Genomic DNA, 22124 nt, shown 5'->3' on the forward strand with positions numbered 1-22124 from the left:
GAACAGCTATAGTGTAAATTTCTTGACTTTTAAGACAAATTCCTTTAATTTTCTATCGACAAAGTCATGTGAAATACATCGTATTTTGCTAATATTTTACACATCTCGATAAAAAAGGAGCTGTTTCCATGTTTACTAAAGAAAGTTATACAGGATCTCGCGTGCAGCAATATGAGACAGTAATAAAACAACTGGATGCATTATTAACTGGCGAATCAAACGTAGTCGCAAACTTATCAAATGCGTCCGCATTATTAAACCAATTTTTGGATCGTGTTAATTGGGTTGGCTTTTACGTAACAGAAGGAAATCAGCTTGTTCTTGGACCATTCCAAGGAATGCCTGCTTGCGTACGCATTCCATTTGGACGAGGCGTTTGCGGCGTTGCAGCTGAAACGAAAACTACGCAGCTTGTAGCAGACGTTCACCAATTCCCAGGACACATCGCTTGCGACAGTGCTTCAAATTCAGAAATCGTCGTACCGATTATTAAGGATGGGAATGTCATTGGTGTACTTGATATTGATAGCCCTGAAAAAAAACGTTTCGACGAAGTAGATCAGCGCTATTTAGAAAAGTTTGTGGAAACACTCCTAAAACATATGTAACAAAAAAGAACTAGTTATCGATTAAGTACATGACGTACAAAATCGATAGCTAGCTCTTTTTTTATTGATTACTAACAGTAGATATTTTCTTTAACGCTTGCTCTAAATCAGAAACGATATCCTCCCACGATTCTAAACCGACAGATAAACGTATTAAATTATCATAAATGCCCATTTCTTGTCTTAACGCAGCTGGAATCGCGGCGTGCGTCATCGTTGCCGGGTGCTGAATTAACGTTTCTGTATCTCCTAAACTTACCGCAATTGTAATAAAGTGAAGGTCATTAATAAACGCCTGCGTCTCTTCTTTCCCGCCTTTAATTGAAAAAGATATAACGCCGCCCCCACGTTTCATTTGGCGAGATGCTAACTCTCCTTCTGGATACCAAACACCTTCTACCGCATCATGATTTTTTAGGAACGATACAATTTTTTCTGCATTATCACAATGACGATCCATTCTTACTGCTAGTGTCTTTAATCCGCGTAACAATAACCATGCGTCAAACGGTGCCATAATACCGCCGATATCTTTTCGCATCGGGCGGATTTTTTCAGCTAACGCTTTCGTTTTACAAATTGTTACACCCGCCACAACATCACCGTGACCACCAATATATTTTGTCGCACTATGAACAACCGCGTCACAGCCAAGTTCAAGCGGTCTTTGTAAATAAGGTGAACAAAACGTATTATCAACAATAACAAGTAACCCATTTCGCTTCGCAACCCGAATCATTTGTTTTAAATCAATTAATTTCATTGTCGGATTAATCGGTGTTTCAACGAAAATAAGCTTTGTATTCGGGCGAATTTTATTTTCCATATCAGCCTCTGTCTCCATATCACAAAACGAATGCGTAATCATAAATTTTTCTTCTAACACTTCTAAAAAACCGTATGTGCAGCCGTATAATCCATTTGAACAAATAATATGATCTCCAGCTTTTAAAAAGCCAATTAACGTTGCGGAAATAGCTGCCATACCGGATCCGAAAGCAAGCGCTTCTTCTCCTCCTTCTAACACCGCCATACGTTCTTCGAATAATTTCACAGTCGGATTTCCAAGTCTTGAGTAAATATAAGATGGATCCACTCCCGCAAAACTCGCCTCTCCTTGCTGGGCAGTCTCAAATGTAAATGTAGACGTTTGAAATAAAGGCGGTGTTAAACTTCCTTTATGTTCCTCTGATGTATAACCGTGATGAATTAACGCTGTCTCCATATGCTTCTTTTTCATAAAAACATCCCCTTTTATGTTTTTATTGCCGCATATTCATCATTAAAACTTTGATGAACGTTTTACTTCATTTTATGTAAGCGTTTTATTTGTGTTTCTATCTCTTCTTTTATATCGTTTTAAATTCCTTCTTGTTCATTTCCAAAATTTATATGCATAAAACAAAAACGTACTCGCTTGACGAAACTCTGGGTAAAAGATATAATAGCGTTTGTGTAAAATAAAAAGGCAGCCTTGTAATGTGAGTTTATCGTTTGTATTTTGTTCCTCTACGGAGGTGTATCTCGTAACTCCCTGCTGCTGGAGCGAAGGTACATGAAAACAAAATGCCCGTAAATATCGATTACGTCTGTTTTTATTTTACGTAAATAAAAACATTTTAAAGGAGGAGTCAACTATGGCTCGTTATACAGGTCCAGCTTGGAAACTGTCTCGTCGTCTTGGAATCTCTCTAAGCGGCACAGGAAAAGAATTAGAAAAACGCCCTTACGCACCAGGTCCTCACGGTCCTAACCAACGTAAGAAACTTTCAGAATACGGTTTACAATTACAAGAGAAACAAAAACTTCGTCACATGTACGGCATGACTGAGCGTCAATTCCGTCGCACATTTGACCAAGCAGGTAAAATGCCTGGTAAGCACGGCGAAAACTTCATGATCCTTCTTGAAGCTCGTCTTGACAACTTAGTTTACCGTATGGGCTTAGCTCGCACTCGTCGTGCAGCTCGCCAATTAGTAAACCACGGTCACATCATGGTTGATGGCGCTCGCGTAGATATCCCATCTTACCGTGTAAAACCTGGTCAAACTATCAGCGTTCGCGAAAAATCTAACAACCTTGTTGTTGTTAAAGAAGCGATCGAAGTTAACAACTTCGTACCAGAATACTTAACTTTCGATGCTGACAAATTAGAAGCTACTTACACTCGTCACGCTGAGCGTGCTGAGTTACCAGCTGAAATCAACGAAGCATTAATCGTAGAGTTCTACTCTCGTTAATGACAAAAAGCCAATCCTGTGGATTGGCTTTTTTCGTTTATATATAAAATAAAGTTATTTATTTTCCTCTTTCTGAACATATACATAAGCATCTTTCTGCTCTTTATGTACATCCACCTTCGAATTCTCTGCAAGCTGACCCGCATTTAGCAAAGAAAAAATAATGAGCGCTTCTAGTGACATTTCGTTTTACCACTCCTTTCTAGTTGTTATACATTTATCATACCGCTTACATGTGATTTCCGTATGAACTCGAAAAGGAGATTACAACAAAATGGTTACAAGTATATGAATGCACGCTATAATAACCATAAAATAGGAGGTTGATTCATTTTGACAATAAACCAAATGGTTCAGTTAGGCAGTGCATGTATGTTGTTTATTACTTCCGCGCTTATTAATTGGTATCAGGGAAGTAATTTAATAGATGATCCTGATGAATGGAAATATAGCGCTAAGTTTACGAATTACTTCAAAGGCACCGTTTCAAATTACGAAGATATTTATCAAATTGATTTCTTTATATATGCAGCAAAATTTTATCCAACAGCATTTATCGTTATGCTAGTGAGTTTACTTTATATGCTCATATTAATTCTTTATATTCTATTTAAAAGAAAAGATGCGGCGTTTTAAATCCATACATAAAAACCCCGAATCATAAACTTTTCAGCCTACAATTCGGGGTACTATTTGTTTATATTCGTTTCGGATTAGTAACGAATTAAGAAATATTTCTTTTTACCGCGGCGAATGATTGTGAATTTACCTTCGATGCGGTCTTTTTCTGTTACAACGTAGTCTAATGCTTGTGTACGCTCACCGTTTACGTAGATTGCGCCGTTTGTTACATCTTCACGTGCTTGACGTTTTGATGGAGAGATTTTGCTTTCTACAAGTAAGTCGATTAATACTGTATCTTCTGCAGTACGTTCTACAGATGGTACGTCTTTGAATCCTTGCTCGATTTCGCTTGCAGTTAGTTCTGCTACAGAACCGCTGAATAATGCAGCTGAAATTTTAATCGCTTGTTCTAATGCTTCTTCGCCGTGAACAAGTTTTGTCATTTCTGCACCTAATGCTTTTTGTGCTGCACGTTTTTCTGGTGCCTCGGCTACTTGCTTTTCAAGCTCAAGAATTTCTTCATGAGATAAGAATGTAAAGTATTTTAAGTATTTAACAACATCACGGTCATCTGTGTTAATCCAGAATTGGTAGAACTCGTAAGGAGTTGTTTTCTCTGGGTCTAACCAAATTGCGCCGCCTTCTGTTTTACCAAACTTCGTACCGTCAGATTTTGTAACAAGTGGAATTGTTAAACCGAATGCTTTCGCATCTTCTTCTGATTTACGGATTAATTCAAGACCAGCTGTAATGTTACCCCATTGGTCACTACCACCGATTTGTAGGCGGCAATTATGGTGTTGGTATAAGTTTAAGAAGTCGTATGATTGTAAAATCATGTAACTAAACTCAGTAAATGAAATACCAGTCTCTAAACGGGATGCTACTGTATCTTTTGCTAGCATATAGTTTAAACCGAAGTTTTTACCGATATCGCGTAAGAATGAAATGACATCTAAGTTACCAAGCCAATCATAGTTGTTAGCCATTGTTGCTGGGTTGTCCACGTTTTCGAACTCTAAGAAGTTTGAAAGTTGGTTTTTAATGCTTTCTGTGTAGTAAGCAACTGTATCTTTCGTATTTAATGTACGCTCTGCTTTTTTACCACTTGGATCACCGATCATACCAGTACCACCGCCAACAAGTGCGATTGGTTGGTGACCAGCTAATTGGAAACGACGTAACATTAATACTGGTAACATATGACCGATGTGTAAGCTATCCGCTGTCGGGTCGAAACCACAGTATAATTTAACGCTTTCTTTTTCTAATAATTGCTCAAGGCCCTCAGCGTCTGTTTGCTGATTAATTAGACCGCGAAATTCAAGATCTTGTAAAATACCCATATCCTACATACTCTCCTTTAAGTTCATTACTGGCGTGAAGGTTAAAAACATAAAAAAATCGCCCCTTCAAATAAGGGACGATTTTGATTATCGCGTTACCACCCTAGTTGCAGACCAAAAAAAGCCTACCACCTTATTTACATAACGGCTTAGCACCGTCTCTTCCCTTTTGAATACAATTCAATCGAAAAAAGATGCTCTAGGGGCGTAATTCGCGATCATCTATGTGCTGATTTTCACCGGCCATCAGCTCTCTAAAACAGGGAAATGATCACTACTTCTCCCTTTCCACGCTCAATTATTCATATACTTTTCTTTATACCATCATTTATATAGGCGTGTCAAATAAGGTCGGGTTTCTCTTCTTGCCAATCCTTTACAACGTCATAAAGAGTATCGTAATAAGAGAGAGAATTGGAACCCCAACTAATAACGATACGTGAAACACAACTGATAAATCATTCCCAATTGTCGCTTCCACAGGATCTTTCGCCGGGGAACCAAGAAACCCGATTAATCGATCGAATCGACTTACCATTTTTGGAAAGTCCGGTACTTCTACATGGTCACTATCTAAATGCTGTTTTAATTTATATTCACTCTTAAAGGGATTTTCGCTCAATTTCGTCCACCTCCAGCAATTGTTTCAATTTCTTTATCCCGTTATGAAGTCTCGACTTCACCGTTCCGACTGGAATATCTAATACCTCTGCAATTTCTTTTTGCTGCATGTCATGATAATAAGAAAGGATTAGGACTGCTCTTTGCTCTTCTGGAACTTTCAAAATTGCTTCTCTTACTGTGAGCCGATCTTCGTGAGAAAATTCTTTTTCCGGAATCGGCACTAAAAATGGCAAAAGCGTACGCCACTTTTTTCTCCTATTTAATTTATTAATCATAAGACGATAACCGATTTGAAATAAATACGTTTTTATTTTTCCCTTTTCAAGTTCATACATATGTTTCTTTCGTTCTAATGTCAAAAACGTATCTTGGACAAGGTCAATACTTAATTGTTCATCCCGGTTAAATCGATACAAAAATGTATATAGCGCCGGTTTGATTAAAACGTATAGTTTTTCCCCAGCCTGCTTATCTCCGCTTTGATATGCAAGCATAAGTTCCTCCTCAATCCCAATCTGCGCCATGATTTTTAATCTCCTTTATTCCTTTTAACGTTAATGAAATACGGGAAATTAAATAGCAACTTGCGACAATAATCCATACTTGCGATTGATTCGTAAAAAATTGAACATACGGATTTTGTATCGTATGACCACTTGAAACTAAAAAGTTTAATACTTGCACACATATACATGCATACACTGCAAGACAAACCGAAATCGTATCAAATACATTCCAGCGAAAATACACTTTTGTTTTTGTAAAATCAATTTTATATCCATTTTTCCGTACTATATGTTTTCTATCAAATGGAATAATGATTGAAAACATAACACTCATCATAACTCCAGCTGTGAACATTGAAACTTTAAATCCAATTGGCATTGGCAAAAACATTCCACAAGAAAATACAACTATAATTCCGATTAAAGCAAAAGTAAGAAGTAATTTATTAGACATAAAAAAGCCTCCCTCATCTATTCTTTCATAAATGTATACAGATGAGGAAGGCACTTCGTTCAAATATTATTTTATTTTTTTATAATCTTTGCAGGATTTCCGCCAACTACTACATGATCTGGCACATCTTTTCATACAACTGGATCAGTCGGTATATATATTTCTCCTAGTATCATTTTTTCTTTTTCTGTTTTCATTTTCTTTCCTCTTTATATGTAGGTTAAAGAGAGAAGAAAAAAGAAAGGTCTGAACGCTATTTCGTTCAGACCTTTCTCTCTTAATCTTCCATCGTTGATAAGTCACCTGTTGGTAAGTTTAACTCCCACGCTTTTAATACGCGGCGCATAATTTTACCGCTTCTCGTTTTCGGTAATTTATCTCTAAATTCAATTTGTCTTGGCGCTGCATGAGCTGCTAGACCTTTCTTTACAAATTGACGAATTTCTTCTTTTAATTCTTCAGATGGTTCGTACCCTGCACGAAGCGCGATAAATGCTTTAATAATTTCGCCGCGCACCGGATCAGGAATACCAATTACACCCGCTTCTGCAACAGCAGCATGCTCGATTAATTTGCTTTCTACTTCAAACGGACCAACGCGCTCACCTGACGTCATAATTACATCGTCAATACGTCCTTGGAACCAGAAGTATCCATCCTCGTCCATATAGGCAGAATCACCTGATACGTACCAATCGCCCGGCATAAAGTAAGATTCATACTTTTGCTTGTTATTCCAAATTCCACGCATCATAGCTGGCCAACCTTTGCCAATTGCTAAGTTACCCATTGTGTATGGAGGCACTTCATTTCCTTCATTATCAACAATCGCTGCTTTCACACCTGGAATTGGTTTACCCATTGAACCTGGACGGATTTCCATACAAGGGTAATTACAAATAACTTGTCCACCTGTTTCTGTCATCCACCACGTATCATGAATACGAAGTCCAAATGCGTTCATACCCCAGCGAATTACTTCTGGATTTAACGGTTCACCAACGCTTAACACGTGGCGCACTTGTGATAAATCATATTTTTTAATTGCATCTTGTCCAGCACCCATTAACATACGGAAAGCTGTTGGTGCGCTATACCAAACTGTTACACCGTAATCTTGCAATGCTTCATACCAAGCTTCTGGACTAAAGCGTCCGCCTAAAATAACATTTGATGCTCCGACTAACCACGGCGCGAAAATACCGTAAGCAGTTCCCGTTACCCAGCCTGGGTCAGCTGTGCACCAATATACATCGTCTTCTTTTAAATCTAATACCCATTTCGCCGTTTGGTAGTGCTGAACCATTGCGTTTTGTGCATGAAGCACACCTTTTGGTTTACCAGTAGAACCAGACGTGTAATGTAGAATCAAACCGTCTTCACGGCCTAACCATTCAATATGTAATTCTTTTGAAGCTTGTTCGAATAAAGGATTGAATGCTACCGTTTTACCGCCTTCTTCTACATTATCTCCAACAAGGAAGACTGTTTTTAAAGCTGGTAAATCATTTAATGGTACGCGCTCTAACAATTCAGGCGTTGTAATTAACACCTTTGCTTCGCTATCTTCTAAACGATCGCGAACTGCGCCTTCCATAAATGCTTCAAATAGCGGACCAACAATTGCTCCCAACTTCACTGCACCAAGAAGTGCGAAATATAACTCTGGGGAACGCGGCATAAAAATAAAAACGCGATCGCCTTTTTCTACATCGCCATAATTTTTTAGGACATTTCCTGCTTTATTAGAAAAATCCTTCATTTCCTTAAATGTATACTTCTCTTTTCGAGATCCATCTTGATAATAAAGGGCTACTTTATTCTTCCGATCGGATTTCGCATGCTTATCAATTGCCTCATACGCCATATTCACTCGGCCTGTTTCATTCCAAGTAAAGTTTTTATTAACCTCTTCCCAGTTAAAATTCGCGTATGCCTCATCATAATTCGGCAAATTATTTTCTCCTTTAATGACAGGAAGCGTTTCTACTTTCATACTTTACATCCCCCTCCTATGTATTCTATTATCTATTATAATAACATTATTTAAAATTTTCAGTATATTTGTTGATTTTTAGACAAATTTTTAATGACAAATTTCGATTCACATCGCATATATTATAAAGTACGATATGAATAGATTCACAAACCCTCAAGGTGGTGAGCAATACATTGATCCATAAAAAAATATATAATGCTAGAAACTTAAAAACAGCGAAAGGCACTTTAATTATTGAAGGGCCTGTCTCTACACATAACTTAGAAATGTATGAATTTCATCCAGATTTAGTTGCGTTTCGTCCTGCCGAGCAGCAATATAAAGCAATTGTCGAAATTTCTAAATTGCCAGAAGCTCGTCTCATTATTGCTAGACATGACCAAACGATTGTTGGATATGTTACATACTTGTATCCTGATCCACTTGAACGATGGTCAGAAGGAAAAATGGAAAACTTAATTGAGCTTGGGGCAATTGAAGTGGTCCCAGCCTTCCGCGGGAGTTCTGTCGGAAAGAACTTACTAGAGGTTTCTATGATGGACGATTATATGGAAGATTACATTATATTGACGACTGAATATTATTGGCACTGGGATTTGAAACAAACAGGCTTAAATGTTTGGGAGTACCGAAAAGTAATGGAAAAGATGATGAATGCTGGCGGGTTACAATGGATGGCTACAGATGATCCTGAAATTTGTTCACATCCTGCTAACTGTTTAATGGTCCGCATCGGCAAACGCGTTGATACGGATTCTATTCAAGCATTTGATCGTCTACGTTTTCACAATCGTTTTATGTACTAAATAAAGGGGGCAACTGGAATGATTGTAGAAGAAATTATGAATCAAGATGTGGTGACACTACACCCAAACGATACAATCGAAACAGCAATCCGAACGATACGCACGAAAGGCATTCGGCACATTCCAATTGTCGATCAAAATAATCATGTTGTAGGCATTATTTCGGATCGGGATGTAAGAGATGCAAGTCCGTCTATCTTAGATGAACAAGTTTCACTCGATATGCTGAAGCAACCGCTCGAACTGATTATGAAACATTCTGTTATGACTTGCCATCCTCTCGACTTTGTTGAGGAAATTGCTACTTTATTTTTTGAAAATAAAATTGGCTGTCTTCCTGTTACAAAGGCAGGAAAGTTAGTTGGAATTATTTCTGAATCTACTGTACTGCACACGTTAGTGAAATTAACAGGAGCACATCAACCGAGTTCACAAATTGAAATTCAAGTAAAAAATGAACCTGGCATTCTCGGAAAAGTCGTTGCTATTTTTAGTGAGTTACAAATAAATATCGTGAGCGTTCTCGTCTCCCCAGCAAAAGATGAGAATGATAAAGTACTCGTTTTCCGCATTCAAACGATGAATCCGCTAAAAGTGATTGATGCACTTGAAGCAGAAGGCTACCGCGTATTATGGCCGAACATTATGGGGATGCAAGCATGAGTAGCGCGTTTATTTATTCGGATGACTTTCGGGGCTATTCATTTAGCCCTGATCATCCTTTTAACCAACTGCGCGTCACACTTACGTACGATTTATTACAAAAGGGTGGTTTCATCTCTCCTTCTCAAATCATCTCACCACGGATGGCTACAGATGAAGAGATTGCCTACATTCATACAGAGGAGTACATAAATGCGGTAAAACGTGCTGGAGAAGGTAAGTTAGAAAAATCAATTGCGATGACATATGGACTCGGAACAGAAGATACACCGATGTTTCCAAATATGCACGAAGCAAGTGCATTACTCGTTGGCGGTACATTAACAGCTGTTGACGCTGTTCTTTCTGGAAAAGTAAAGCACGCGCTTAATTTAGGTGGCGGCTTACATCACGGCTTCCGCGGCAAGGCATCTGGCTTTTGTATTTATAACGACAGTTCCATCGCAATGAAATATATTCAGAAGAAATACGGTTTACGCGTTTTATATATTGATACAGATGCTCATCACGGTGATGGTGTACAGTGGTCTTTTTATGACGATCCTAACATATGCACCATTTCACTACATGAAACGGGGCGATATTTATTCCCTGGAACTGGCGCTGTAAATGAACGCGGACAAGGTAATGGCTATAGTTATTCTTTTAACGTTCCACTCGATGCTTTTACAGAAGACGAATCGTTTTTAGATTCCTATCGAACTGTCGTAAGAGAAGTGGCCGCATACTTTAAACCGGATATTATTTTAACGCAAAATGGTGCTGACGCACATTATTACGACCCACTTACACACCTTTGCGCAACGATGAATATTTACCGCGAGATACCGAAGCTCGCTCGCGAAATCGCTAACGAATATTGCGAAGGTCGCTGGATTGCTGTCGGCGGCGGTGGCTATGACCACTGGCGCGTCGTCCCAAGGGCTTGGGCACTCATTTGGCTCGAAATGAACAACATCCAAAACATCTCAGGTTATCTCCCTCCAGAATGGATTGACGCTTGGAAAGGACAAGCTGAAACAGAACTTCCTCTCACATGGGAAGATCCAGACAACATGTATAAACCTATCCCCCGAAAACCAGAAATTGAAGAAAAGAATGCATTAACTGTAGCGAAATCCCTTGAAATTATTCGGAATAATATGAAAAAATCTTTGTACTAAACGAAAAGGAGGCTCGTTTTTGAATAGCCTCCTTTTATTTAAAGTTTGCTATTATTGTCGATTTCTGTCGGTAAGTCGATATATTTTGATAATCGCTGATATATTTCGAGATACGCCGATATATTTTGATAATCGCTGATATATTTCGAGATACGCCGATATATTCTAATAATCGCTGATATATTTTTATGTACTAACGGACTTTATAAGAAAAGGTCGTGATATTATGCGGAAACAACAAATGGTCAACACGAAACGTGGCACATTCGAGCTTTTTACTAAAGGCAGTGGCGAACCGCTTTGCATTACACATCACTATTCCCAATTTAATGAGACTGGTGATTACTTTGCGGATGTTTTCACTTCTACGCATCGTGTATTGCTCATTAATTTACGAGATGCTGGTAACTCCGCAAAAGCCAATTCAGAAAAAGAATTAAGTATGATTGAAACGATTCACGATTTAGAAGCGATACGAGAAGCTTTACAACTTCCAATATGGCATTTCGCTGGCCACTCAACAGGTGGTATGCTTGGACTTCTATACGCAATTACATATCCAAAATCCTTACAATCACTAGTCGTCGTTGGAGCGGCAGCAAGTAATTATACCGAAACACCATTTTGCATTTATCATCCGGAACATCCTCAGTTTCATTATATGCAACAACTCATCGAAAACTTAAAAAACCCTCTCCTTACAAGTGAAGAACGGAAAGAGCTATCTACTGAGAGAACAAAATTATCATTATATAAACCGGAAAACTATAATTCTTATTTTTGTAAACCAATTGTAAAAACAATATCTGCTAGCCGGATGAATGCTTTTTCTCACGAATATCCAGCATTTAATTTACGAGAACATTTACCTTCTATGAAAACAAAGACACTTATTATATGCGGAAGACACGATGTGCAATGCCCGATTCAGTATTCTATCGATATGCATGAGGGCATACGTAGTTCTATTTTTGTGATATTTGAAGAGAGTAATCATTATCCTTTTTTAGAAGAAACTACTCTGTTTACTTCTACCACTCAAACATTTTATAAATCATTACGCCAGTACCGTTATTATTAAGGAAAGCTCACAGCCTCTATGAGACTATGAGTTTTTTTCAAAAGAAATATTTCAACTAGTAACAATTAAAAGAAGAACACACAAAACCACTAAACCTAAATCAATAAATACTGCCTTTTTATCTCCTTCTTTTAAACTTATTAGAAAACTAGAAACTATTTTAATTGCAAAAAAGACCATCATAAACAACCCACCGAAATGATCATTTGTATAATCTTCATCATAAAACATTTGTATTGCACCAATAATTAATAAGATAAGTATAATATTAGTCCCGATTTTTAAAGCCTTGTGTGATTTATTATCTTTTAATGTATCTCCCAAAATGTAGCACGCCCTCTCACACTCTCCTATGTTTTATCTCTCTTTATATTTTAACATAAATTACCTATTATTCCCTTTTGATCACATAAAAAACCTGCCAAAGCTTTGACAGGTTCCCTACACGTTAAAACGATAACCAGCCCCCCATACCGTTTCAATATATTGCGGGTGAGCTGGATCTCTTTCAATTTTTTCACGTAACTTTCTAATATGAACGACAACAGTTGCTAAATCACCAGCGGAATCTAATCCCCAGATGCGCTCAAATAACTGTTCTTTATTTAATACTTGATTTGGGTTTGTGACAAAGAATGTTAATAAATCAAATTCCTTCGTTGTAAACGCAATTTCTTCATTGTTGATAAACACTTTCCTCGCCCGTTGATCAATAGAGATTCCGTGAATATATAACGTATCGCGTTGCTTACTTACATTCCCTGATAATCTTTCATAACGAGAAATATGCGCTTTTACTCTTGCTACTAGCTCACTCGGGCTAAACGGTTTCGTTATATAATCATCCGCTCCTAAACCGAGCCCGCGAATTTTATCTATATCTTCTTTTTTTGCTGAAACAAGTAAAATCGGAATATCTTTTATAGCTCGAATTTGCTTACAAATTTCAAATCCATTCATTTTCGGAAGCATAATATCTAAAATAATTAAATCGTAGTCTTCTTGCAGGGCCATTTGTAAACCTGTTTCTCCTGAATGTTCGACATCAACTTGAAAATCATTAATTTCTAAATAATCTCGCTGTAATTCTGCAATGCTTACTTCATCTTCTATTAGTAAAATTCTTTTCAATTTACTCACCACATTTCTCTACTTTTTCCAATGAGAAGAAAATGCTTGTACCTTCCCCAAGCTCGCTTTCCGCCCAAATATTCCCGCCATGTTCTTCAATAATTTGCTTCGCTATCGCTAAGCCAAGTCCACTTCCACCTGTACTAGAATTTCGCGATTTCTCTGCACGATAGAAACGTTCAAAAATATAAGGAAGTGTATCAGATTCTATACCTGATCCGTTGTCCATTACTTTCACAATCACTTTATTGTTATCACTCGATACTGTTACAGTAATTTTCTTTTCTTCTTTATCCATGTATTTCACACTATTATGAATTAAATTTGATATCACTCTATTTATCTTTTCGCAATCAGCCTTTACGTAAAGTGGTGATGCATGTAATTGTAAGTTAACTTCTATACCTTCTTTACTTAAATCCATCTGCATCTCTTCTATTAATTCTTGCATAAACATATTTAATTCAACCGTTTCAAACTGAAAGGGAACTCGATTCAAATCGAGCTTTGAGAATAAAAATAATTCATCAATGAGTGTATCCATATGTCTTGCTTTCGTATGGATAGTTGTCAAATACTTATCCATTTTTTCTGGCGTATTTGCTACTCCGTCTTTTATTCCTTCTACATATCCAATAATAGATGTAATTGGTGTTTTTAAATCGTGAGAGATGTTTGAAATGAGCTCTTTTCGATTTTCTTCATACTGCGTTTGCATCTCTATCGATTCTTTTAATTTCTTCCTCATTTCCTCAAATCCTTGATTCAATTGCCCAATTTCATCGTGCGATGTAACTGGTATTTGAAAATCTAAATTTCCTTCTTTAATTTTTTCAGTCGCATCTTTCAATACAAAGATTGGTTTTATAACACTTCTTGAGACGAGGTAACTTAATAATCCAATAAGTAAAATAGCTAACAGTAAAAGTGATACGAACAAAATCGGAAATAACTTTTGTGTAAGATCTACAAATGAACTTTGCTTCTTTAATACAAATATACTCCCCTCTTCTTCCTGAGGAAAATAAAAATCAAACTTTACATATCGATAAAATGTATCGCCGAGTTCCGTTGTACCACGACTATTAATATTTGCAGATTCAAATTTCGGAAGGGCTTCCTTTAAAGCCCCACTTTCAAATACTTTTGTAGCATAAGAAATGTTTTCTCCCTTTCTTACAACGATTTTCACCCCTTCTTTTTCAAGTGATGAAACGAACGATTCATCTAATAGTTGCGATTGATGTTTCTTTGCTGCCGTCTTTAACTCAATATACGCATTCTCTTCTTCTGACGTAAGCGGCTTTTGAATATAGGAGCTTTTATAGAAATTTCTCACTGCTTCCAAGTCACCTGTTATCGAAAAAACGATTAAAAATCCCGCGATTAATATAAGCGTAATGGAAACGAGAATGACAGCGATATAAGAAAATAAAAACCTTGTTTTAATAGACATATGTTACATCCTCACTTTATCAAACCTTATTATTTAAAGCATAAGAATATATGTTCAAATACTCAAGCGATTTTATAGTAATTTTAGCGTCAGTTTATAAAAATTTAATGTTCTTATTTTACAGTTGAAATGAGGAGGTTGAGATTCCATGTTCAAAAAAACAGTAAGCATGATATGTTGCGTAATTTTTTTACAAGGTTGCTCGCAAGAACAAGAAGTTAAAAAGGAGATGACAAACATGGAGACAGCGCTACTAACAGCTACTGAGAAACAAGAAACGAATACTGTTATATCGTTACTCAAAAAAGGGGCTGACATAAATATAACAGACAATAAAGGACGCACCCCTCTTATGATTGCTACATACAAAAATGATGTAAAAACCGCAAAAGCGCTTATCGATGCTGGTGCTGACGTAAATATCCAAGATGATATGAAAAACAATCCCTTTCTATACGCCGGGGCAGAAGGTTACTTAGATATTTTAAAACTAACAATTGATGCTGGCGCAGATCCATCGCTTACGAATCGATATGGCGGTACAGCTCTTATCCCAGCCTCAGAACATGGCTATGTTGATGTTATAAAAGAACTCCTCACGCGAACAAATATCGATGTAAACCATGTCAATAATCTCGGATGGACAGCTTTAATGGAAGCCATCGTACTAAGTAACGGAAATGAAACACAACAACAAGTTATCCGCCTTCTTATTGAGCACGGTGCAGATGTAAACATTCCAGATAATGATGGTGTTACTCCGCTAGAGCATGCTCGTGCTCATAACTTTGAAGAGATAGAAAAGATTTTGCTAGAAGGACATAAGTAAAAAGCTAATTTTTGCCTTCCTCCCCCACCCTATGCTACATTTAACCCGTTACATTACTATTAATAGGGTGGGAATACACATGAAAAAACCTAAAATTGGGATGATTGGACTTGGAAGTATTGCACAAAAAGCTTATCTTCCAACACTTACAAAAGAAACAGATTGGAATTTTGTAGGGGCGTTTACACCTAACGCGGAGAAAAGAAAACAAGTTTGCCAGCAATACCGCATTCAAGACTTCCATTCTATTGAAACGTTAGCTTCGGAATGTGATGCAATCTTCGTTCATAGTTCAACTGCATCGCATTATGAAATCGTTTCTGAACTTCTGAAAAAAGGAATCGATGTTTACGTTGATAAGCCGTTAGCTGCTACAGTGGAACAGGCTGAAAAACTAGTCGAGTTGAGCGAAAAATATAACCGAAAGTTAATGGTCGGATTTAATCGCCGCTTCGTTCCTATGTATGTTGCGGCAAAAGAGCAAGCTCATCATATTTCATGGATTCGAATTGAAAAGCATCGTACAAATAAAGTCGGGCCCTATACGTACGACTTTACGATGTTAGATGATTACTTACATATTGTAGATACTGCTCGCTGGTTAGCTAACGATGAGCTTAACGTCGTCCATAATATGATGCAAATCAATGAAAAGAATGAACTTCTTTACGGACATCATACATATACAACTGCAAATGGAATGTTACTTTCTACCGCAATGCATCGCCATGCCGGTACAAATTTAGAACAAATTGAACTTGTAACGGCGGGAAAAATCATTCGCGTAAAAAACATGAACACATTTGAAGTTGAACAAGAAAATGCAGTTTCTCAAATTGGTTCCCCATCATGGGATACGACGTTAAAACAACGTGGTTTTGAAGATGCTGTTCATCATTTCATTGAATGTGTACAAGGAGATACAAAGCCTGTTGTAGATGGATTAGAAGGATTAAAAACGCAGCAACTTTTGCAATCTCTGCTGCATAATGTAAACAAAAATTAAAACGGATACATTTTTCAGAATTTACTTTCATTCCCATTCCCTCTTTATTTCTCTCGAAAATTTCTATAGAATATGTTGATAGGAATTATAAATTTCATAATGAATCGTGGAAAGGATGGGATTAACACATGTGGAACGAGTTTAAAAAGTTCGCTTTCAAAGGGAATGTCGTTGATTTAGCTGTCGGGGTTGTAATCGGTGCTGCATTCGGTAAAATCGTTAGTTCTTTAGTAAAAGATGTTATTACACCATTACTTGGTATGGTATTAGGTGGCGTTGACTTTACAGATTTAAAACTTACATTCGGTAAGTCATCTATTATGTACGGTAACTTCATCCAAACAATTTTTGATTTCTTAATTATTGCAGCGGCTATCTTTATGTTCGTTAAAGTGTTCAACAAACTAACATCTAGAAAAGAAGAAGAAGAAGAAGAAAAAGAGGAAGAAATTCCAGAACCAACAAAAGAAGAAGTTCTTCTTGGCGAAATTCGCGACTTGCTAAAACAGCAAAACTCTTCTAAAGATAGAGCATAATTGAACGGATAAAAAGGCATGTCCCAAGGGGACATGCCTTTTCTATATGCTATAACGTTTCCGAATTCATATGAATAAATAAAATAATACCAGCAACCATAAGTACCATAATACTACTTGCAAATAGTGTAATCCCCATAAACATTAAACTTGTGCTCATATCCACTGATACACTTTCAATAAAAATAGAAATTACATACGTGATAAGGGCAATTCCTGCAAGAATACTTCCTGGAACAAATCGCTTTAAACCATTTTGTTTTAACGTCATATATGCAAAAATAGCAGTCATACAAAGCGTAATTATCCAAAGAACGATCATCTCTTCTCCCCCCTCACAAGCCTTTTCTTTCTATTATACATGACATTGCCCTATAATAGTTATTTTTACACTTATGTGACATATAACAAGGAACAATACCATTTTGTAGCGAAGTCACCAATAAGCCATATACTCGGGAGGATTTCAATTGGAAGATGATATTGTAGGATACTGTAAACAAGTAGAGCGATATGATTATATTATAATTGACTTAGACAAAAAGTTTTTTTACATGGAAGTTGTACAACTAAAAACAAATATAACTTCGCTAAAAATATCACTTAACTTAGATAAAGATGAAACTATTATTGCTGGCAATGTGAAACAATATGATCCTTCTAGGTTAGAACAATTCATACAAAGCTTTAAACACACTGCCCAAACATGTCTTGAACATAATTTACGAAGTCCTGAAGAACTTTTTGCATTTTGGAAAGGAAATTGACCACTAGAAACAAATGGATATTATTCGTATAAATTGATATAATTACCATATATAAATATTCTTTATAAGGGAGTGTTCATAATGATTTGGATTTCACTAATCGTATTAGCCTATTTCATCATTCTCGTCCCAATACAGTATAACTACATTAAAATACTCAAAGAAAAACAGAGGAAAATGAATGTGTCACAAAACGAATTATATGACAACATGTCTTATGAAGAATCTCAAGTACATTACCATTACCAAAGTAACGTATTTACAATACCTGCTTCGCTTGTCGCAAGTATTATTTATAAGGTGAAACATGCAGCATGATATATATGCTGTAAAATTATTGTTTGAATCTGTTCATTCTGGTGAGCCTGATCCTACGAAAATGGATGAGCATTATGAAGAAAATCACGATACACTTTTTGAAGAAAGTATTATTCTTGTTAAGGCACACAGTTTGGAAGAAGCTCATGCACTAAGTGAACAGATCGCTATACAGTCTGAGCATACGTACGTTAATATGTACGATGAGCAAATAACATGGACGTTTCGAAAACTATTACATGTGTTTGAATTAGACGATACACCATTTGAAACCGGAAAAGAATTATACGCAAGATTTTTACACGTTAAGAAAAATGAAACGGTGGATACTATAGTTCAAACATACTATCCTGAATATAAATAAAAGCTCACAGCAATCGCTGTGAGCTTTTTTATACTTACTTCGTTGAATCTCTAAATTGGATACGGTGAGGTAAGATAACAGTGTGATCTTCCACTTTTTCTTTGTTCATATACTTTGTTAATAGACGCATTGCTACTGCACCGATATCATACATCGGTTGTACAACTGTTGAAAGTTGTGGACGAACCATTAATGCAAGGCGTGTATTATCGAAACCAAGTACTTCTACATCAGTTGGTACGTTTAATCCAGCGTCTTGTGCTGCATGGATTACACCTAGTGCCATTTCGTCAGAAGATACGAAGATTGCTGTTGGCTTTTCATCAAGGCCCCAAAGCTTTTCGAATGCTTCGATACCTGAATCATATGTGTAATCTCCATCGATTACAAGATTTTCATCATATGAAATACCTGCTTCTTCTAAAGCTTTTTTATAACCTTGTAACTTCTTCGCGCTTCCCGCTTTATCAATGAAAGGACCAGAGACGAAACCGATACGCTTATGTCCTTGTTCAATAAAGTGCTTCATTGCGTCGTAAGCTGCTTGTGTATAATCAATGTTTACTGATGGCGTTTCATTTTGCTCATCAAATGACGCTGCTAATACGATTGGTACTGGAGACTTTTTAAATTCTTCAATGTGAATATCTGTAATATCTTCACCCATGAAAACAATTCCGTCCACTTGTTTTCCAAGCATCGTATTTAATAAATGGAACTCTTTCTCTTTGTTTTGGTCAGAGTTACTTAAAATGATGTTATATTTGTACATTGTTGCGATATCTTCAATTCCACGAGCAAGTTCTGCATAAAACGTATTTGAGATATCAGGAATAATAACACCTACTGTAGTTGTCTTCTTACTTGCTAATCCACGTGCTACCGCATTTGGGCGGTATCCTAAACGATCAATTGCTTCTAATACTTTCTTTCTTGTTGTAGGCTTTACATTTGGGTTACCGTTCACAACGCGTGACACGGTAGCCATTGAAACGTTCGCTTCGCGCGCTACATCATATATTGTTACGTTCATCTCATCGCACACTCCTTCTATTTTTGCTATCTATTTTTATGTATCGGTTACTTGAATGAAAAAAAGACATCAACTCTATTTGCAGATGCCACCAATCGTCCCGAGTTCTTCCTTTTACTAATGATACGATAAAAACGCAGGCTCATACAATATTTTCCCGCAAAAGTTTCGAAAAAATTCGCTTCTTTTCTCGTATTTTCGTATTTTTTATGAAAAAAAGGGCATTTTTTGTAAAAATATAGATATCTCATGCGTAGAAACCTTATTTTAAGCAGTACGATAGTAAATGAAATTTATATCAGCGATTTTCCAAATATATCGACTTACCAACAAAAATCGACAATGCAAGGGGTAAAATAGGTTTCTTTCTTTGAGATTAGTACAGCGGAAATATGGAGCGTATTACATGACGCCCTGTCCCATCGTCCCCTTTCATTTACAGTAAAAAAAGACAGTTTAAACACTGTCTTTTTTTATAAGAAGGAAACAAACGGTTTATCGCTGTTTTTCTCTTTTATAACAATTGCCTCAATTTTATTCTCGGACTTTATCTGCAATTGTACTTTTGCATCTTTCGGTAATTGGTCTAACATACTTTGAGCGGCGAGTTGAGTAAGAGCCATTAATTCTGTTTTACCGTTATATTTAATAACAATATCCATATTTAATGTATCCATTTGATTTTTCTTATAAGAAACTTTAGCATTTACTGGGATAAAGTCTCCAGGAGAAAAACCTTTCATTGCCTCAGCAAATTTATTTATTTTTTCATTATCTTCTCCATGTGCTTGTGTAAATTCATCGGAAGGATATGAATACGCTTTTTCTTCAATTGCATTCCAATTTCCAAGGTTCGTATCATTCTTTTGAACGGTAGCACTAGCAATATACGTGCCATTTTTTAAAGAACTTGTACTTTCTTGCTTAAAGATAGCAAACGTAATTGGGGATTTATTATACTTGTCATTTTTATGAATAGCTTCAATAAGTTGCTTAGCAACTTCAGTCCCCTTAGACATTGCCTCTTCATTGGATACACTTGAAGACATAGCTAACCCAATTACAACGCCAGATAAACTTAATTCATTTGAATTCTGTTTCCCGAAATAGTCTTGTTCTATAATATTTGTCAAAACGGGTGCTTCTACTTTTGCGACTAGTTCATCAACTAACTTCTCAGGAATATACTGATTTAATTGAAGCACATGGTTTTCTGTATCAAATTGCTCTTTTGCAATATTCATTAAACCATTTTCATACTCTGCTAAATCTAATTTAGAATTTGTTTTTACATTAGCTGTATTTATAACCTTTTGTTCTTTTAAAGGAATTACAGTTCTATAATAATCTTTAGAAACAGCAGTTCTTGGAATCATACTTTTTTCTTTCGTATCCTTTTGTATAACTTCATCCTTCTTACTAATCGTATCATTACTACAAGCTCCTAGTAATAAACTTACGACCGCGAAGGATAATGCCATTTTCTTCATTACTTAAAACCTACTTTCAACAATCTAGTTATTTAATTTGAACTAATAACAGTGTACCATTAAATATATTTCAACAAAAACAAAAAAAGAAGCAAGCACCTTTCGCTTGCTTCTTTTTACTTAATATTCTCTTCTAAAGCGTCTTTTTTTATGTTCCAATGAGACGTATTCCATACTACCATCCCATCTTTTATGTATAACACTTGCGGAGATTCATGTTTCATGCTGTACTGTTCTGCAACACGATTCGAAACATCTCTCGCATCTTGTACGTATAAGTAATACGCTGGCACTGCCCTTTCTTCACTACAATAAGCTTGAAATTCTGTATAGGCACCATGACTAATCGGACATGTCGTACTATGTTTAAAAAGAACATAAGGTTCGTTTTTTTCTACTAATACTTCAAGCTCTTCAATTGTTTCAAGTTTTGTCATATTCATCACGATTCACCTCTCATACGAAGTCTAGAGCGCTTCTCTTTCTTTTCAGCTTTTTTCTCAAGTCTTTCTAATTTACGCTCTTCTTTTTCAACCTTTTTCTCTTGTCTTGTCGCACGATAATGATTGTATACTTCAATTGCTGCGCTACTCCACTGTACAACTTGCGCTACTTTATCTGCATTATTTTCAATTTCGTCCGTAACAGACTCTGATACATTACGAAGTTTCGTATTTAAAGAATGGATTGTCGTTCCAATTCCATCTACACCCGACACTACTTTATTTAATGATTGTGACTTCTGTTGAATGTCATCAGCTAACGCATTTGTTTTATGTAATAATTGCTCCGTTTCTACGCTAATCCCTTGCATTTGCTTTTCTAAACCTTCTAACGTGCTTGCAACGTTTTCTAACGTCTTCTGAACCGATAACAACGTTCTGCATACATACACTACTAATACAGCGAAAGCAACCGCGATAATAGCTGCACTTACATATAAAAGAACTTGCATTTCATCACTTCCTTTATCTTTTTCATACTTTCCCCTATTATACAATCATTTTCCGTTTCGTTCTAATCCCTATCTTTCCATTAGAATTTTCATACTTATTCGTTAACTTTAACATAAATGATTCA

General features: G+C 36.5%; 28 protein-coding genes and 1 other annotated feature. Of the genes, 13 read left to right on the plus strand and 15 right to left on the minus strand.

All coding sequences use genetic code 11. The annotated features are described in order from the left end of the window. Positions 1-128: 128 nt before the first annotated feature. Positions 129-608: a GAF domain-containing protein gene (locus tag ACTFNE_RS04760; protein WP_000494345.1), complete on the plus strand. Its 480-nt coding sequence runs from the start codon at positions 129-131 to the stop codon at positions 606-608. A 61-nt stretch (positions 609-669) separates the two neighbouring features. Here the strand turns inward: ACTFNE_RS04760 and megL are convergent, their stop codons facing one another. Next, complete coding sequence (gene megL, locus ACTFNE_RS04765) at positions 670-1848, minus strand: methionine gamma-lyase (RefSeq protein WP_046198180.1); 1179 nt, start codon at positions 1846-1848, stop codon at positions 670-672. A 397-nt stretch (positions 1849-2245) separates the two neighbouring features. Here megL and rpsD point away from each other — a divergent pair, with 397 nt between their 5' ends. Continuing rightward, positions 2246-2848 (plus strand): 30S ribosomal protein S4, encoded by a 603-nt coding sequence (gene rpsD, locus ACTFNE_RS04770; RefSeq protein WP_000135311.1) that lies wholly within the window; start codon positions 2246-2248, stop codon positions 2846-2848. A gap of 54 nt (positions 2849-2902) precedes the next feature. On the opposite strand, the gene ACTFNE_RS04775 is transcribed toward rpsD, so the two are convergent. After that, complete coding sequence (locus ACTFNE_RS04775) at positions 2903-3031, minus strand: hypothetical protein (RefSeq protein ID WP_000050944.1); 129 nt, start codon at positions 3029-3031, stop codon at positions 2903-2905. A 150-nt stretch (positions 3032-3181) separates the two neighbouring features. Here ACTFNE_RS04775 and ACTFNE_RS04780 point away from each other — a divergent pair, with 150 nt between their 5' ends. Then, a complete protein-coding gene (locus tag ACTFNE_RS04780; RefSeq protein ID WP_000154634.1) occupies positions 3182-3484 on the plus strand; it encodes a YjdJ family protein in 303 nt (100 codons plus the stop codon). A 77-nt stretch (positions 3485-3561) separates the two neighbouring features. Here the strand turns inward: ACTFNE_RS04780 and tyrS are convergent, their stop codons facing one another. The 5 genes from tyrS to acsA form a co-directional block, all read right to left on the minus strand. After that, positions 3562-4818 (minus strand): tyrosine--tRNA ligase, encoded by a 1257-nt coding sequence (gene tyrS / locus ACTFNE_RS04785; RefSeq protein WP_000512078.1) that lies wholly within the window; start codon positions 4816-4818, stop codon positions 3562-3564. 70 nt (positions 4819-4888) lie between these two features. After that, positions 4889-5118: a binding site (T-box leader), on the minus strand. A 76-nt stretch (positions 5119-5194) separates the two neighbouring features. Further along, a complete protein-coding gene (locus ACTFNE_RS04790; protein WP_046198182.1) occupies positions 5195-5440 on the minus strand; it encodes a hypothetical protein in 246 nt (81 codons plus the stop codon). Continuing rightward, positions 5421-5966: an RNA polymerase sigma factor gene (locus ACTFNE_RS04795; protein ID WP_000057186.1), complete on the minus strand. Its 546-nt coding sequence runs from the start codon at positions 5964-5966 to the stop codon at positions 5421-5423. The genes ACTFNE_RS04790 and ACTFNE_RS04795 overlap by 20 nt, the downstream gene beginning before the upstream one ends. Beyond that, positions 5947-6402 carry a hypothetical protein gene (locus ACTFNE_RS04800; RefSeq protein ID WP_046198183.1) on the minus strand — a complete coding sequence of 152 codons (456 nt, stop codon included), beginning with the start codon at positions 6400-6402 and terminating at the stop codon, positions 5947-5949. Before ACTFNE_RS04800 ends, ACTFNE_RS04795 begins: the two co-directional genes overlap by 20 nt. Before the next feature lie 277 nt (positions 6403-6679). Then, positions 6680-8398 (minus strand): acetate--CoA ligase, encoded by a 1719-nt coding sequence (gene acsA / locus ACTFNE_RS04805; protein ID WP_000862052.1) that lies wholly within the window; start codon positions 8396-8398, stop codon positions 6680-6682. 176 nt (positions 8399-8574) lie between these two features. Between acsA and acuA the strand changes: the two genes are divergently transcribed. The 4 genes from acuA (at position 8575) to ACTFNE_RS04825 (ending at position 12114) form a co-directional block, all read left to right on the plus strand. Beyond that, complete coding sequence (gene acuA / locus ACTFNE_RS04810) at positions 8575-9207, plus strand: acetoin utilization protein acetyltransferase AcuA (protein WP_000581400.1); 633 nt, start codon at positions 8575-8577, stop codon at positions 9205-9207. 18 nt (positions 9208-9225) lie between these two features. Then, complete coding sequence (locus tag ACTFNE_RS04815) at positions 9226-9870, plus strand: acetoin utilization AcuB family protein (RefSeq protein ID WP_270706420.1); 645 nt, start codon at positions 9226-9228, stop codon at positions 9868-9870. Then, a complete protein-coding gene (acuC, locus tag ACTFNE_RS04820; protein WP_439997961.1) occupies positions 9867-11033 on the plus strand; it encodes an acetoin utilization protein AcuC in 1167 nt (388 codons plus the stop codon). The genes ACTFNE_RS04815 and acuC overlap by 4 nt, the downstream gene beginning before the upstream one ends. Before the next feature lie 226 nt (positions 11034-11259). Then, positions 11260-12114 (plus strand): alpha/beta fold hydrolase, encoded by an 855-nt coding sequence (locus tag ACTFNE_RS04825; RefSeq protein ID WP_071727089.1) that lies wholly within the window; start codon positions 11260-11262, stop codon positions 12112-12114. 51 nt (positions 12115-12165) lie between these two features. Here ACTFNE_RS04825 and ACTFNE_RS04830 read toward each other — a convergent pair whose 3' ends face one another. The 3 genes from ACTFNE_RS04830 to ACTFNE_RS04840 all read right to left on the minus strand — a co-directional run bounded on the left by ACTFNE_RS04830 (position 12166) and on the right by ACTFNE_RS04840 (position 14701). Beyond that, positions 12166-12438, minus strand: a complete 273-nt coding sequence (locus ACTFNE_RS04830) for a hypothetical protein (protein ID WP_046198187.1) — start codon at positions 12436-12438, stop codon at positions 12166-12168. 117 nt (positions 12439-12555) lie between these two features. After that, positions 12556-13245: a response regulator transcription factor gene (locus ACTFNE_RS04835; RefSeq protein WP_033671272.1), complete on the minus strand. Its 690-nt coding sequence runs from the start codon at positions 13243-13245 to the stop codon at positions 12556-12558. 1 nt (position 13246) lies between these two features. Beyond that, complete coding sequence (locus tag ACTFNE_RS04840; RefSeq protein ID WP_046198188.1) at positions 13247-14701, minus strand: sensor histidine kinase; 1455 nt, start codon at positions 14699-14701, stop codon at positions 13247-13249. Between the two features lie 148 nt (positions 14702-14849). On the opposite strand from ACTFNE_RS04840, the gene ACTFNE_RS04845 reads away from it, so the two are divergent. The 3 genes from ACTFNE_RS04845 (at position 14850) to mscL (ending at position 17072) form a co-directional block, all read left to right on the plus strand. Further along, complete coding sequence (locus ACTFNE_RS04845; protein ID WP_046198189.1) at positions 14850-15530, plus strand: ankyrin repeat domain-containing protein; 681 nt, start codon at positions 14850-14852, stop codon at positions 15528-15530. Between the two features lie 79 nt (positions 15531-15609). Next, positions 15610-16536, plus strand: a complete 927-nt coding sequence (locus ACTFNE_RS04850) for a Gfo/Idh/MocA family protein (protein WP_270706439.1) — start codon at positions 15610-15612, stop codon at positions 16534-16536. A gap of 128 nt (positions 16537-16664) precedes the next feature. Then, positions 16665-17072 carry a large conductance mechanosensitive channel protein MscL gene (mscL, locus tag ACTFNE_RS04855; RefSeq protein ID WP_109630320.1) on the plus strand — a complete coding sequence of 136 codons (408 nt, stop codon included), beginning with the start codon at positions 16665-16667 and terminating at the stop codon, positions 17070-17072. 49 nt (positions 17073-17121) lie between these two features. Here the strand turns inward: mscL and ACTFNE_RS04860 are convergent, their stop codons facing one another. Next, complete coding sequence (locus ACTFNE_RS04860) at positions 17122-17394, minus strand: DUF3917 domain-containing protein (RefSeq protein ID WP_000636593.1); 273 nt, start codon at positions 17392-17394, stop codon at positions 17122-17124. Between the two features lie 148 nt (positions 17395-17542). Here ACTFNE_RS04860 and dhp61 point away from each other — a divergent pair, with 148 nt between their 5' ends. From dhp61 to ACTFNE_RS04875, 3 genes are all read left to right on the plus strand, one after another. Continuing rightward, on the plus strand, positions 17543-17839 hold the full coding sequence (dhp61, locus tag ACTFNE_RS04865; RefSeq protein WP_270706438.1) for a protein Dhp61: 297 nt from the start codon (positions 17543-17545) through the stop codon (positions 17837-17839). Positions 17840-17920: 81 nt separating this feature from the next. Continuing rightward, positions 17921-18157 carry a DUF3949 domain-containing protein gene (locus ACTFNE_RS04870; RefSeq protein WP_270706437.1) on the plus strand — a complete coding sequence of 79 codons (237 nt, stop codon included), beginning with the start codon at positions 17921-17923 and terminating at the stop codon, positions 18155-18157. A 1-nt stretch (position 18158) separates the two neighbouring features. Further along, positions 18159-18521 (plus strand): DUF4288 domain-containing protein, encoded by a 363-nt coding sequence (locus ACTFNE_RS04875; protein ID WP_270706443.1) that lies wholly within the window; start codon positions 18159-18161, stop codon positions 18519-18521. 34 nt (positions 18522-18555) lie between these two features. Here the strand turns inward: ACTFNE_RS04875 and ccpA are convergent, their stop codons facing one another. From ccpA to ACTFNE_RS04895, 4 genes are all read right to left on the minus strand, one after another. Beyond that, the gene (gene ccpA / locus ACTFNE_RS04880) at positions 18556-19554 is read right to left on the minus strand and encodes a catabolite control protein A (protein WP_001103293.1); all 999 of its coding nucleotides are present in this window, start codon (positions 19552-19554) and stop codon (positions 18556-18558) included. A gap of 473 nt (positions 19555-20027) precedes the next feature. After that, the gene (locus ACTFNE_RS04885; RefSeq protein ID WP_000738019.1) at positions 20028-21044 is read right to left on the minus strand and encodes a CamS family sex pheromone protein; all 1017 of its coding nucleotides are present in this window, start codon (positions 21042-21044) and stop codon (positions 20028-20030) included. A 116-nt stretch (positions 21045-21160) separates the two neighbouring features. Then, the gene (gene ytxJ, locus ACTFNE_RS04890; RefSeq protein WP_001057468.1) at positions 21161-21487 is read right to left on the minus strand and encodes a bacillithiol system redox-active protein YtxJ; all 327 of its coding nucleotides are present in this window, start codon (positions 21485-21487) and stop codon (positions 21161-21163) included. Further along, entirely contained in the window at positions 21487-21999 is a 513-nt protein-coding gene (locus ACTFNE_RS04895) for a DUF948 domain-containing protein (RefSeq protein ID WP_001197726.1), read from the minus strand. Before ACTFNE_RS04895 ends, ytxJ begins: the two co-directional genes overlap by 1 nt. Positions 22000-22124: the final 125 nt, after the last annotated feature.

Origin of the sequence: Bacillus cereus group sp. MYBKT111-2, assembly GCF_051915205.1 — a bacterium.
Classification (GTDB): Bacteria; Bacillota; Bacilli; order Bacillales; family Bacillaceae_G; genus Bacillus_A; species Bacillus_A paranthracis.